Annotated in this window: 12 protein-coding genes; 2 read left to right on the top strand and 10 right to left on the bottom strand. The window is 46.9% G+C overall.

Annotation, left to right across the window (positions count from 1 at the left end):
• Positions 1–59: 59 nt before the first annotated feature.
• The 3 genes from ulaA to LACSTY_RS00795 form a co-directional block, all read right to left on the bottom strand.
• Entirely contained in the window at positions 60–1,397 is a 1,338-nt protein-coding gene (gene ulaA, locus LACSTY_RS00805; RefSeq protein WP_087911339.1) for a PTS ascorbate transporter subunit IIC, read from the bottom strand.
• Between the two features lie 108 nt (positions 1,398–1,505).
• The gene (locus LACSTY_RS00800; protein WP_087911338.1) at positions 1,506–2,375 is read right to left on the bottom strand and encodes a class II fructose-bisphosphate aldolase; all 870 of its coding nucleotides are present in this window, start codon (positions 2,373–2,375) and stop codon (positions 1,506–1,508) included.
• A gap of 12 nt (positions 2,376–2,387) precedes the next feature.
• A complete protein-coding gene (locus LACSTY_RS00795; protein WP_087911337.1) occupies positions 2,388–3,884 on the bottom strand; it encodes an FGGY-family carbohydrate kinase in 1,497 nt (498 codons plus the stop codon).
• A 165-nt stretch (positions 3,885–4,049) separates the two neighbouring features.
• On the opposite strand from LACSTY_RS00795, the gene LACSTY_RS00790 reads away from it, so the two are divergent.
• Positions 4,050–4,802, top strand: coding sequence for a DeoR/GlpR family DNA-binding transcription regulator (locus LACSTY_RS00790; protein ID WP_049172926.1), 753 nt, complete (start codon positions 4,050–4,052; stop codon positions 4,800–4,802).
• A gap of 132 nt (positions 4,803–4,934) precedes the next feature.
• Here the strand turns inward: LACSTY_RS00790 and LACSTY_RS00785 are convergent, their stop codons facing one another.
• Together LACSTY_RS00785 and LACSTY_RS00780 are read right to left on the bottom strand one after the other, a co-directional pair.
• Entirely contained in the window at positions 4,935–6,125 is a 1,191-nt protein-coding gene (locus LACSTY_RS00785) for an acetate kinase (protein WP_070652291.1), read from the bottom strand.
• A 225-nt stretch (positions 6,126–6,350) separates the two neighbouring features.
• Positions 6,351–7,697, bottom strand: coding sequence for a replication-associated recombination protein A (locus tag LACSTY_RS00780; RefSeq protein ID WP_087911336.1), 1,347 nt, complete (start codon positions 7,695–7,697; stop codon positions 6,351–6,353).
• A 158-nt stretch (positions 7,698–7,855) separates the two neighbouring features.
• Here LACSTY_RS00780 and LACSTY_RS00775 point away from each other — a divergent pair, with 158 nt between their 5' ends.
• Positions 7,856–8,185: a hypothetical protein gene (locus LACSTY_RS00775; RefSeq protein ID WP_087911335.1), complete on the top strand. Its 330-nt coding sequence runs from the start codon at positions 7,856–7,858 to the stop codon at positions 8,183–8,185.
• An 81-nt stretch (positions 8,186–8,266) separates the two neighbouring features.
• Here the strand turns inward: LACSTY_RS00775 and LACSTY_RS00770 are convergent, their stop codons facing one another.
• From LACSTY_RS00770 to LACSTY_RS00750, 5 genes are all read right to left on the bottom strand, one after another.
• A complete protein-coding gene (locus LACSTY_RS00770) occupies positions 8,267–9,253 on the bottom strand; it encodes a DUF805 domain-containing protein (protein ID WP_087911334.1) in 987 nt (328 codons plus the stop codon).
• 141 nt (positions 9,254–9,394) lie between these two features.
• Positions 9,395–10,846, bottom strand: a complete 1,452-nt coding sequence (locus tag LACSTY_RS00765) for a helix-turn-helix domain-containing protein (RefSeq protein ID WP_162494847.1) — start codon at positions 10,844–10,846, stop codon at positions 9,395–9,397.
• A gap of 405 nt (positions 10,847–11,251) precedes the next feature.
• Positions 11,252–12,340 carry a WxLIP family cell surface protein gene (locus tag LACSTY_RS00760; protein WP_087911332.1) on the bottom strand — a complete coding sequence of 363 codons (1,089 nt, stop codon included), beginning with the start codon at positions 12,338–12,340 and terminating at the stop codon, positions 11,252–11,254.
• 81 nt (positions 12,341–12,421) lie between these two features.
• On the bottom strand, positions 12,422–13,189 hold the full coding sequence (locus LACSTY_RS00755; RefSeq protein ID WP_087911331.1) for a WxL domain-containing protein: 768 nt from the start codon (positions 13,187–13,189) through the stop codon (positions 12,422–12,424).
• 2 nt (positions 13,190–13,191) lie between these two features.
• The gene (locus LACSTY_RS00750; RefSeq protein ID WP_025013576.1) at positions 13,192–13,542 is read right to left on the bottom strand and encodes an EF2685/EF0750 family sortase-dependent surface protein; all 351 of its coding nucleotides are present in this window, start codon (positions 13,540–13,542) and stop codon (positions 13,192–13,194) included.
• Positions 13,543–13,557: the final 15 nt, after the last annotated feature.

Here is a 13,557-nt window from a genome sequence, read left to right as displayed (position 1 = left end):
GCAGCAAATCAGCCGCCTGCATCTTTTTTTGTCTGACTCCACCCATCAGACCCAGTAAATTAATCAACCAACTTCTTCTTGTGCAAAGCACTGAAGACAAATGGGAAGGCAAAGATGATTAGTGCTGCGATCATAATCGGCCACTTGCCGACTTTGGCAATGAGTCCCAAGATAACGCCGATGGTATTGAAATCACTATCAGACCAATATGTTGTGGTGTAGCCCAAACCACCGTAAAGACTGGTGGCAATCAGTGGCAGGAAGCTCAAGATGATGCCACCGAGAAATGGACCAATCAAAGCGCCTTTTCGACCGCCAGTGGCATTGCCAAAGATGGCTGCAATGCCGCCGCAGAAGAAGTGCATGACGATCCCTGGGATGACAATGGTGGTGCCAATCAAAATCTGAACACCCATGGAAAGCAATCCACCAAGTAAGCTGACCAAGAAGCCTGCCAGTAATGCATTGGAAGTTCCCTTAAACAGAATCGCAAACGGATAACCCGGTACAGCACTTGGCACGATTTTTTCGCTGAATCCTTTGAAGGCGGGGGTGATTTCTGCCAGCAACATGTTAACCCCTTGGACCAGCACGATAATCCCGGCTGTGAATTGGGCGGCTTGCAACAGTGCCCAAACATATGGATTAAGGTCGGTCAGCTTACCGACATAAGCTGGACCGGCAACTGCGGTCACAACAAAGAACAGAATGGTCATAACGATGGTCACCGAAACATTGCTATCTTGTAAGAAAGCTAATGATTTCGGGAAATTAATGTCTTCAATGGACTTCGACTTTTTATTTTTATTGACCAGTGAACCGATTTTAGCAGACATCCAGTATTCCAGTGTGCCAAAATGGGCAAAACTCATGTCGTCGCGGCCGGTGATGATTTTCATCGTTGGATGGGCAATCGCCGGGAAGACGCAGAGGATGACGCCGAGGGTCATGGAACCAAAGACAATCGCTTCAAGCGTATTCAAGCCGCCTAAAAGCATCACCGGTGTCAAGCAACATGCCATGTAAAAAGCATGGTCGCTTGATAGAAAAATATATTTGAACTTGGTGATGCGGGCCAGCACAATATTCAACACAAGTCCGAAGACGAAGATAAAGGTGGCAACCGTGCCATATTTTGCGACGGTCACACCGATAGCAGCTTCGTTACTTGGAATCATGCCGTGCATGTTAAAGGCCTTGGTGAACAGCTTAGCGAAGTTATTCAAAGCGCCAACGATGATGTTGGTGCCAGCCAACATGACGACGAACCCGATAAATGCCCGCACCGTGCCGCCAATTACTTCGGTAAAAGGCTTACGCAGCGCAATCAGCCCTACGCAAACAACTATTCCGGCAATGATGGAAGGCTGGCTAAGCATATCGACCAGAAATTTCATGAAAAAAACCTCCTTGTGGTGAGTGTGAACGCTGAACTAAAGCGCTCACATTATTTTCCTGAAAGTAGGCGGATAGCAACATCGCTATCCGTCCACTTCTGGAATCAGTTAAGCCTTCCCTGCTGAACCGAAGACGCGCAGACGGCCGCGAATTTCTTTTTCAACCATTTCGGTTTCCCAGATGCTGGCATCTGAGATGAATAGCTGTTTGTCGCTATCATCCTGTTCCAACTTCTTCTGGACACCTAGAGCAACGCGGTGAACCATTTCAGAATAGTAATTGATCTTGCAAATGCCATTTTCAACGGACTTGCGATATTCTTCATCAGTCAACCCGGAAGCACCGTGAACCACTAATGGGAAGTTAACCAAATCGGAAATTTCCTTCAAACGACTGAAGCTCAGGTGTGGCTTTTGCGTATAAACACCATGAACCGTCCCGTACGCAACCGCCAGCATATCGATCCCGGACTCTTCAATGAACTGCTTAGCTTCTTGCGGGTTGGTGTAAGTCTTATCCAGATCCGCATAATCCACTTTCTTATCGCCGCTGCCTTCACGATTCATTGGCCCGAGTTCGGCTTCAACGGAGATATCCAGTGGCTTGCAGATCTTCACGATTTCTTTGGTCTGCGCCAGATTATCGGCAAAATTCTCCTGCGAAGCATCGACCATCACCGAGGTAAATCCAAGCCGAATCGCCCGCATGATGTTGTCAAAGGTTTCACCATGGTCAAAATGAACCGCAACCGGAACGCTTGCTTTGCGGGCAATATTCAGCATCACCGGCGCAATCACGTCTAGTGGCACATACTTATCATGCAACTCCGCAAACTGAATAATGACCGGTGAGTTTTCTTTCTCGGCAGCGCCAACAATCCCACGAATCATTTCGATGTCGGTCACGTTAAATGAACCAACCGCATAATGACCTTCCTTAGCCTTTTTAATCATTTCTTTTGTGTTAACTAAAACCATAATGATTTCCCCCTATAAGCTCCGTAACTTCTTACCAAATGCATACAGTTGCTGATACTTTTTATACTGGTGATTGTAAAAGGCAACATTCTCCGGAATCGGCTTGAAGACCTTATCGATCGAAACCAATTTCTTCATGGCGGTTTCAAAAGAATCAAACAGGCCAACCGCAACACCAGCCATGATGATGACGCCCATGGTTCCTGATTCCTTCATATGAACCCGGCCGACTTCGCGGTTAAAGACATCCGCTTTGATTTGCAGCCAGGTATCCGACCGTGATCCGCCGCCAGTCGCCCGCAAATGATTGACATGCATCCCGCCGGCTTCCATGTTGTCCAGATTCATGCGCATCTCAAAAGCCACGCCTTCCATCAACGCCCGGTAAATATCAGGTTTCCGCGTTGCGCCGGAGAGTCCGAGGATCATGCCGCGCGCATCTTCGTCAAAGTAAGGAACCGCTGCACCGGAAAAATGTGGCAGAACCAACAGATTCGTTGGCTTTTTCGGTACATATTTATCAAAGATGTTGTAGACGCTGACCCCTGATAACTCGGCCGCCTGAACTTCTTCAAAACCAAACGTGTCACGATACCATTTGAGCGATGTGCCGCCATCATACATGTAAGCGATGGTAGTATATTTGTTATCCAGATATGGCACCGTTGGATAATTCTTTTTGGCATTTTCCTTGAGGTGACTGGTATCCGTAAAAATCGGTGAAATATTATCGACCGAACCCATCCCGTCAGTAGCATCGCCAACATCGATGGTGCCAGCACCAATCGACACACAAATTTGGTCATGGGCGCCGGTAACAAGTTTCATGTCGGCGTTAATACCTAACTCAGATGCCAACTCCGGCTTGATCGTCCCAACCACGGTGCCTAGGCGGTAACACTTCGGCAAAAGCTTGCGATCAATGCCGGCTGCTGCCAAGATGTCCGGATCCCAGTCATTGGTCGAAACGTTAAATGCCAGCGACCGATCAGCCAGGGTGTAATCAATTGCATCAACATTACCAAGTTTGTATAGGATATAAGCGCCGTAAAGCAGGATACGATGAATCTTTCCATAAAGTTCCGGACGGTGTTTTTTGATCCACATGATCTTAGGTACCGCGAATGTCACCGCCGGATTCAACCCGGTTTTATTCCTGATGTCCTCAGCCGAAATCCGCGTCAGCAGGTCCTTTAATTCATCCTTGCCGCGGCTATCTGTCTGCAACATCGTGTTCATCAGCGGCTGCCCTTGATCATCAACCGCAACAAATGCTTCGCCGAACGATGAAACACTGACGGCTAGTACATCCTCTTTAACGAATTTCTTTGATTCCTGAATGACCTCTTTGGTTGCCGACCAGACGATACTTGGATCCAGCTCGTATTCACCTTCCCTGGGAACCGACGTCTCATATTCCCGGTAGGCAGCAGAGAGAATGTTGCCTTGGTTGTCTGTGATCGTGCTCTTTACCCCGGTCGTCCCGAGATCCAATCCCATAAGTGCCAATGTGAGAACCTCCTTTGCTTTCGTAAACCGCTTTCATAGAGTAGTATATGAGTTGTGGAAAATAATGACAACGTGTGACGAGTAACTCGATAATTTTTCATATTTTTTCAAATGTATGCTATAATTTTGCATAAAATCATTCAAATTAGGAAAGAAGGCGCTTTAATGGTTTCTTTTCAACGGCAAGAGCAAATTCTGAAAATTTTAAACACACAACAATTCGCTCGGTATAGTGACTTGGCTAAGCAACTTTTCGTCAGTCCCGCTACCGTCAGGCGTGACACACTGGATATGGAAAACCGCGGTTTGATCAAACGGGTTCTAAATGGCGTAACGCTAAGTGAGGAACCTGAAGACGTCCCTTATGATTATTCGGTGACTTTAAATTTGGATGCTAAGCGAACGGTCGCATCAAGGGCAGATCGGTTGATCAAAAGCGGCATGAGTCTTTTTATTGATTCGAGTACCACCGCTTTGGTGTTAATTCGCGAATTAAGTGCTATTGATGAGCTATACATCGTCACAAACGGGATTCTGGTTGCACTTGAAGCTTCCAAACATAACGGCTGGCACGTCAATCTTGTTGGTGGTGCGGTCAATAAAATGCTGGAAAACATTAGTGGCGACCGAGCGACGCGTGACATTGAAAATTACCAAGCCGATCTGGCAATCTTCTCGTGTCGCGGACTGATTGCTGCCGGTGCAACTGATGCTAACGACCAGGAAGCCAACATCAAGCGGGCGTTTGCGGCGCACGCAGACCAGGTCATGTTGCTGGTAGATCACACCAAAGTTGGCAAACATCAACTCTATATGAGTGCACCCATGAATACGCTGGATTACATTGCCACTGACAAGGCCATGCCTGAAGATATCGTCAGCACCGCGCGGGCGAACCATGTGCAGATTTTTGACTGAAGCTATGAAGCTTAAGTGAAGGCAAAAAAATAGACGCTAGATGACAAGCGATAAAGCTTGTTTCTAGCGTCTATTTTGGGTTTGTGTTGTTACAAACCCCTTTTCGTGATCGTTGCAATCTGTTCTGGATCCTTAGCTTAAGGCCATCACGTCGCGCACGATCATTAACTCTTCGTTCGTTGGTACCAGTAACGTCTTGACCGTTGAATCCGGCGTACTGAGATCGGTTTCGACACCATGTGACTTGTAATTGAGATCATTGTCAATCTTGGCGCCGAGGTAGCCCAGTGAGCGCATAATCTTGTCGCGGATTTCATCCCCATTTTCGCCGATACCGGCAGTGAAAATAAGTGCGTCTACGCCGTTCATCAAGGCTGCATAAGAGCCAACATACTTCACAACCCGATTGACAAAAATATCCAAGGCGAGTTTCGCCCGCGGATTCGTATCTTCGGCCGCTTCCAAGTCCCGCATATCGTTGCTTAAACCGGAGATGCCCAGTAACCCGGAATCGTTATTGAGAATATGGATCATCTGGCCAACATCCGGAATATCCAGTTTCTTCATCAGGTAAGCGACCAGTGATGGATCAATGTCCCCAGAACGCGTGCCCATGGTTACCCCAGCCAGAGGCGTAAAGCCCATGGAGGTATCAATGGACTGGCCATCTTTAACCGCGGTGATACTGGAACCAGAACCCAAGTGCATGACAATCATCCGTAAATCTTCCAATGGTTTGTTCAGCATTTCGGCAGCGCGCGCGCTCACGTAACGCACACTGGTTCCGTGCGCACCATACTTACGCGCGCCATACTTTTTGTAATAGTCGTAAGGAATGCTGTACAGGAAGTTCTCAGGCTGCATCGTTTGATGAAAAGCCGTATCAAAAACCGCCACTTCAGTCGCCCATGGCATCATTTTCATGAAAACCGCGATATAATCAGCTTCAACTGGATTATGCAATGGCGCATAGTCACGCAGGTTTTGAATCTGCAGCAACGTCTCATCGTCAACGACAACGGATTCAGCAAAAACTTCGCCACCGGCAACAACGCGGTGACCAACACCGATAATTTCATGCAAATGCTCGACTAAGCCCAAAGACTTGATATTGCCCATCAAACTGGCAACCGCTTCTTGGTAGTTGGCAATCGGCGTATCACTTTCGTATTTTTGACCGTCACCATATTTAATTTTAACTTTCGATTGCGGCTGGCCCAAACGATCAACCAAGCCCTCGGCCAATTGAACCTCAGCCGGCATATCAAAAAGTTTCCACTTCAGGGTAGAACTGCCTGCGTTGACTGCGAGAATCTTCGCCATTTTGTATTCCTCCTATAGGTAAGTGAGCGTGAGCCAGCCCGGTTAGAAACCGGAGTGTAAGCGGCCTTGGGCGTGATGGCCCGGACTTAGGCCATTGCGACCAAGGTCCTTACACGTAGGTTTCTGGGCTGGCGAACGCGTTATAGTGAGCGCGAACTGGCGCGATTAGAAGCCAGTGAGCGCGTTATGATGAGCGCGAACCAGAGCGCGCCAGTGTCGTCCCAATCACGACTTTTTCTTGGTATCCGGTGGTGTAGGGGTAGGGTGTTGCGCGTGCCATGCCTTAATCTGTTCGAGTCGTTCTTTGACTTTCTCTTCGCTACCTTGATCAGTAGGATGATAGTAAGTTCGCCCCACCAGATTATCCGGCATGGTTTGCATCGTTGTCAGCTTGTCTTTGGCATTGTGGGCATATTGGTAATCTTTCCCATAACCGAGATCCTGCATCAAGTCAGTTACCCCATTACGAATTTGAAGCGGGACCGGTTCAGCCAATGTTTCGGTTGCATCTTTTTTGGCGGCACCATAAGCCGTATAAAGCGCATTGGATTTGGGTGCCAGTGACAAATAAGTAACGGCATGGGTTAGGTGCACCGTGCACTCCGGCATACCGATAAACTGACATGCCTGATACACGGTGACGGCGATTTCCAAAGCTCGGGAATCGGCCATGCCAATGTCTTCACTGGCAAACCGAACTAGGCGGCGGGCAATGTACAATGGATCTTCGCCTGCCTCTAGCATGCGGGCCAACCAATAAATAGCCGCATCCACATCAGAATTGCGCATCGACTTGTGTAATGCCGATATCAGATTATAGTGCTCTTCCCCGTTCTTGTCATACAATAAGGCCTTTTTGGTCAATAATTGTGCGACATCGGCTTGCGTAACCGAGACAACATCCCCTTTGGTCTCGGCGTTCGTGACCGCCATTTCCAGCGTATTCAACGCGATCCTCGCATCGCCATTGGCAAAATCGGCAATTTGCCCCAACAGCTTTTTGCTGATCTTCACCTTCTGCAAGCCATAACCGCGTGGATCCTTCAGCGCCCGTTGCAACAAGTCAACCAGTTCTGCACTGGTCAGGCCATGCAAAACGAACACGCGCGTCCGCGACAGTAACGCAGCGTTCACTTCAAACGACGGATTCTCGGTGGTGGCACCAATCAGGATAATGCTGCCTCGTTCGACATACGGTAAAAAGGCGTCCTGTTGGGCTTTATTAAACCGGTGAATTTCGTCAACGAACACAATCGTTTTTTGACCCAGTTCGCGATTCTGCTCAGCCTCTTTCATCACCTGCTTAATCTCCTTGATCCCGCTGGTGACGGCAGAAAATGTCACAAACTGTGCTTTGGTTCTCCTGGCAATAATCCGCGCCAAGGTTGTTTTACCAACCCCCGGCGGACCCCAGAAGATCATCGAACTAATCTCATCATGTTCAATGAGATTGCTCAATACCTTATTCTTGCCTAACAGGTGGGTCTGGCCGACAAACTCATCGAGCGTTTGTGGCCGCATCCGACTCGCCAACGGCTGAAAGTTACCATTTTGAAACAGACTTTGATCCATATGCTCACCCCCGATCAACGTCCAGCCCTAATTTTAAGCGTTTTCAAGCTGCGACGCAATCATTCCATTGTTCTATTATTGTGTTAACATAATGATAAGTAAATTCATAACCACCCGACGTTGTCACAACAACGTACGCAGGCCTCAGGAGGGTTACAATGGCACAATCACCTTCATCGCTAGAAGGATTTCCAAAAGGCGAATTTGCGGCTTTTTCAACCGCTAAAATGACCCACTTCCTACCTTACTCGCAGGACACAACTACGAAAGATCTAAAGGGATTCTTCGGCACCAACTTCCAGTACCTCACCAAAACACCAATCGGTCGGCTCAAAATCGAAATTCCGAATACGGAACCGCTCATCGTTCAATATGGCGAAATCATCGCCCGTTTCACCAACGGCAAGTTCAAAGTCATCGACAGCACCTACTTCCACAAGAACTTCAACGATCCATTGGTTGATGAGGATTCAAAGGGTATTTATTGAGCCAGTCAATCTGTTGTGAAACAAATTAAAAAAGTGCCGCCATCTCAAATGAAGGTGAGCACTTTTTTGGTGCAAAATACGTTACTGTTGGTCTCCTAAGTTTTTAGGTGGTAAAGCAAGGATGACGATCTGCACAATGGCGAGAATCAATGGAATCAAGGTTAAGACAAAGTTTGGATTGCTTGCTTGAAGTGCCGAAACGAAATTTGAAACGACATAAAACGCAATAAACCACCATGGACTAACGCCTGCATCTCTGAACCGGCGCCAGATCACCGTCAACATTGGCAAAGCTAGCATGGACCATGCATAAACAATCGCCATAATAAGCATCACCAAAATGATCGCACCGGAACCTAACGAATTAAAAATGCGTACGGCATCTTGTGGCTCAAATTTTCCTAAAGTGGCTGCACCAATAAACGCAGCGACTAGCGAAAAAATAACAAATAAAAATGTCGGCACGATAATCAAACCGTCAAACAAAACGCTCCACCAGTACTGACTCCGACTAGATGTCCCGGTAAAATCGCCACCCCGAAGGAAGAGATCTTTAACAGCTGCCCCGAAACTCACACCGATTGTGCTGGGTGAGTGCGGCTGAACCGGAAAAGGCTTTACTTCCTGCTCTCGGCTAGGTAACACTAAGACAATAAGATCGGCCAATCCTGCAACAAGCGGTAAAACAATTATAGGCCAAATTCCCATGCCGCTAACCGTCAGTACTGGTCCCGCTAAAGCAACAATCACTAAGACCAGGTACCACCACGGGCTAACCTTGGCATCGCGAAACCGCCGAATCGTTAAACTTAATTGCGGATAACTTAAATATACAAAAATAAGCGGTAATGATGTCATAATTGTTGATATAAGGCTACCGCCAAATGATTTCGTTGCTTGGCCAATTGCCGGATCAGTAACCCGGAACAAACCGACAATCACGACGCCCAGCAAAAATTCGACTAAGAACACCCACCAATACTGTGCCCGTGAACTAACACCTTTGAAGTCGCCAGCACGAAAGAAGAAGTCCTTAATCGCTGGCCAAAAACCATTTTCTTGTTTCATAGTGCCTCGCCTCCTGTTGTGAATATCGTGAGTATAACATAAGAAATCTATAGATCAAAAAAAGATACGCTTGGATAAAAAAATAGTTGTGTGAAACACTCACGTTTAATCACTCTAGGTGCAGACTGCTACAGTAGTCGTTCAAACACCATTCGGCACTAAGCGAAACGCCAAAAGCTCGCTTATCAAATGCTCCCAATCTTCCGCTCGCGGTGGCGAAAGCCAGATCACTTTAGGAATATCGGTATGCCGGTACGCGTTAACCAAATCAGTAATGATCAGGCGCGTCTTCGGCTGCACCTCATTAGTGACTTTGACATTTAACATCGAGAATCGCTTGATCCCCCGTTCAATAATGGTGTTGTAAGCTTCCCCCAAAGTGAAATCAACGCAAACATACAGTGGTTCAAGCACACTACTCAGCGGCACATTCGCCACCAGTGTCAGTAAGCAACGATAAAAAATGAATTGGGCCTGCTGATCATCTAACGCAGCCTCTTGTTGCCGCACATAGGTCTGACAATATTCAAAAAACTCCGGAAACGTTCTGGCAAAATAAGCAATTTCGGTATGATATTCAAAGAAACCACTTCTAAGCGGAAAGGCAACAACATCGATCCAACATTTATCAACTTCGTAAGTGATATTTTGCTTCGCTTCCAACGTTAATGTAACACCAAACTGTTCTTCAAATCCACGAATAAAGTCGCTGCTTCTTTGCGTCACTTCATCCGGAAAAATTACTGCCGGAGCGGAAATGATTCCCACAATGGCAAGAAACGTACCTAAATAATCGCACTCATTGCTGATAGCTTGCTCATCCGCGGGAAAATGAGTCTGAAAAATCGCAATCACTTTGCTCCGTTCTTCAAGCGCCTGCTGCCGGATTTTGCTGATCAGTTTGGCAACTTCCGGTGAAGTCGCAACGAAATAGCCTTGTTGAAATCGCAATAGGCTAGCGAGCAAATAGGCTTTGGTTTCAATCAGCTGACTCATTGATGGCGCAATGACCGGGGTGTCAATCAGCTCAAGTAGTTCATGCAAGGCTGTCCGAATCTCGTCATCAAACGTTTCTTCACCAACATGGGTAATGATGATAAGTTCCGCCAATAATAAGCGAATGGCTAACTCATCACCGGTCAACTCGCTGTTATTGTTAAGGTTAATCCCCCATTTTTTCAGCGTTTGGCGCAGCGCCGTGAAACGTTTATACATAAATGTATAACTGACATAATGTGCTTCCGCAAAATCATAGAGATCAAAATTCTGTCGTTGCGTCACCAGTAACATCAGGATTTTGATTTGGTAGGAACGCTCAAGATAATGATTCAAAAAGACGAAAATGTTGGTGTTGTGATTTTTATGCAAAGTTGTCGTCGTGTCGGTCACTTCAATATCAAATAAACCGGACAGTTGAAACGTATCAATGTCATCGGCAATCTCTTTAGTCCGCCGTTTAAAGAGATAATACGAAATATCCAGTTTGTGTTGTAATTCACTATTCCTCAGTCTCTGGTTTGGATGTTGATCAAGATAATGCAGCAGCTGGAGTTTCTTTTGATCATTTTTTTCCATTAATTCAGATAATCTCATGAATACCACCCTCACCTTAAGACTAAAACCAACCCGCTTACCTGATGCCGTGCCTTCACCTAATGATCAAATACCCACATCATCAATGAAATCAAGCCTTCAATTTTGCTTTTACACAATTCAAATCACATACATGACTAAAAATTCGCACAATTAGGCTGTCAGCGTCCTCAGACGTTGGCAGCCTAATGTGCGGATTTTAAATCTGTTGTTCAAGTTGGGCGCCGCTTGAAAATGCTCATTTTTTAATAAGCGCGTTCATCATGAAACAAATAGATAGTTGGGTTGCAACTACTTTTAACCTAAGCCAATTCATTCATATCCTTAGGTACTGCCCGTTGAGCGCCGCGTGATCCGAAGTCAAAAGAAGTATCAATGTTTACCCTAAATTGTAACATGTTTAATCTACTCATTCACGTTCCGCGCTTTTTTGTGCTTGCGTTTTAGCAGCACAATCAACAATAGCACAATGACGATGAGCAAGATCGCGACCACCGCCAGCAATGCATAGACCCACCAATGATTAGTTGACTTCAAGGTCACATCTTTTTGATTCAGATTCTTGGCAGTATGGTCGGTAATGGTAAATTCTTTGGTCAATGTCCAGTGATTTTGATAGCGTTGTTTGGCACTGTTGGTTTGCCGCGTCACCTTGCCATCCGAACTTTGGTTACCATAGACCTCTAGTTGGGCAATGTAAGTGCCTGGTTCCAAGGCTTTCCCTGCCAAGGCGATCGGAAAATCGAAAGTCGTGTTAGGGGCTAACTGCATGCCTTCTTTTTTAACACGATAAAGCACCTTTTTGGCCCCTTTGGCATGCACATTCGCGTCAATGGCAACTTTGTTGATGAACGTCGGCGTGATGTTTTCCAAAGACGCGGAAATGACGTTGCGATAGTTCACCTGGCTCGGTTTAACAGTATTCAATTTCAGGTCGGGCGTAACCGGCTGGGTCGTCTGTTGAAGCACAAGGCCAATGACGTAGGAAAACCGGTTGTTGATCGACAATCCCTTGCCTTTTTCTTTGTTGGCCTGATCCTCCGTTTGATGCTCTTTGAGCGTGATCCCACCGGCCATCTGCCCTTTCAAGGCGGCATCAGGCATGGTGACATCTAAATTCAAAACCGTACTACCTTTAGCCGGAATCTTGATTTGACTAGGCGCTTTGACATGATCCTTGAGATTAAACGCAAGGCTTTTGGCCGGTTTAATGTCGTTAGGGCTATATTCGACCACGCCATTAATGTTGGTTGTCGCGCTGGCAATGCCGACATCGACTTCGACCTCATTTTCGGTATCATTACGTAGATCAACGTGAAGGGTTTGCTTAGCGCCGCGGTCCATTTTGATGTCAAAATAGCTAACATCTGTATGAACCTGATTGTCTGGCAGCTGAGCCTTTGCGGCAAAATTCAATTCTGAACCAAAAACATGCACGGCAGGGGTCAACAACATGGCAACAAACGCTGCTAAACAGAAAAGTATTTTCTTCACGGAAATCTCCTTTTTAAAAATGGTGTCTCGAGGCTATCGGCAAAATCATCCTAACGCTGGCTAAAATCCGGTTATTTTTGACTAAGGCTTAGGCGTTACGTTGGCTGGGGTTGATTCTAAGGTCCAAGTTAACGCGGTAACGTAAGCCTTGGCCATCTTCGGTGTCTTACCCGGAACTGACAATTCAACGGAACGGCCCATTTGCTTGTCGTCACCAAAGCGGTAGATCCATGTGCCCATCCCTTGGTCCTTGACCGCTTCAACCGGGGCAATTTGGGCGGTGCCCGGAATCAATTCAAATGATGCCAAACCGGTTGGGGCGTACTTCGAATCGGTGGCTGAAACCAGACTCGCATTCTTGAACTTCAGTTGCGCGCCGATCAATTCGCGGGTAGCATCATCTTTCACGGCGAACTGTTTGTCTTGTTTCACTTTCAAGGTCCAACCTTCAAAAGTTCCACGCTTATCGGAAACCTGCACATAATTAGGCCGGTCAACCGTCGTGCCATCTTGTTGGGTGAATACTTGTGGCTTCGCATAGTATTTGGCATCATCGCTACTGATCGCTGCTTCGCCGAACGTAAAGCTAGAAGCAAAGTCCAGTGACAGCGGGCCGCTTGTCCCCGGTGTCGGGTTGCCGCCTGGATTACTTGGATCGATCGGCTTGATTGGATTAGGATTGGTAGGATCAAGCGGATCTTTCGGACCGGTACTTGAGTTGTCGGCTTTAAACGTCACCTCACCGTTTGAAATCATGTCGTTTGCTGAGGCTGCATTGACTGCTGCCGGTGCTACAAGTCCTACCAAAGTTAATCCCAATAACGGTGCTGTCCAGATACTCTTCTTCATTTTTATTTTCCTTCTTCCTTATCTTCTTTAGGTTGTTTGATGATGAAAAACAGGAGCATGGTGACGATCAACAAGCTGCCGATTAAGCCGTATAGTAGTTCCGGCCGCTCCCCAAGTCGCGGAACGAGTCCGGACCTGGACGGCGGGGCTTGTGACGTCGCTGAGGGCTGTTGTTGCTGGTTATTCGACTCGTGAGTTGATGAGGCTGTCGATGTTTCTTCGGCAGTAGATGAGGCCGGCTCAACAAAAACAACCTCACCTGTCGACGTGTACTGACTATCTGCAATGGCAACGAGTCGTGGGTGGCAGGCGAGTCCCAGCAAAAGAACAGCCAGTGGCAACCATTTTTTCATTTGGCCTATCCTTTC

Source organism: Lacticaseibacillus styriensis, assembly GCF_030770295.1.
Taxonomy (GTDB): domain Bacteria; phylum Bacillota; class Bacilli; order Lactobacillales; family Lactobacillaceae; genus Lacticaseibacillus; species Lacticaseibacillus casei.
This window is presented reverse-complemented; position numbering and strand designations above follow the sequence as displayed.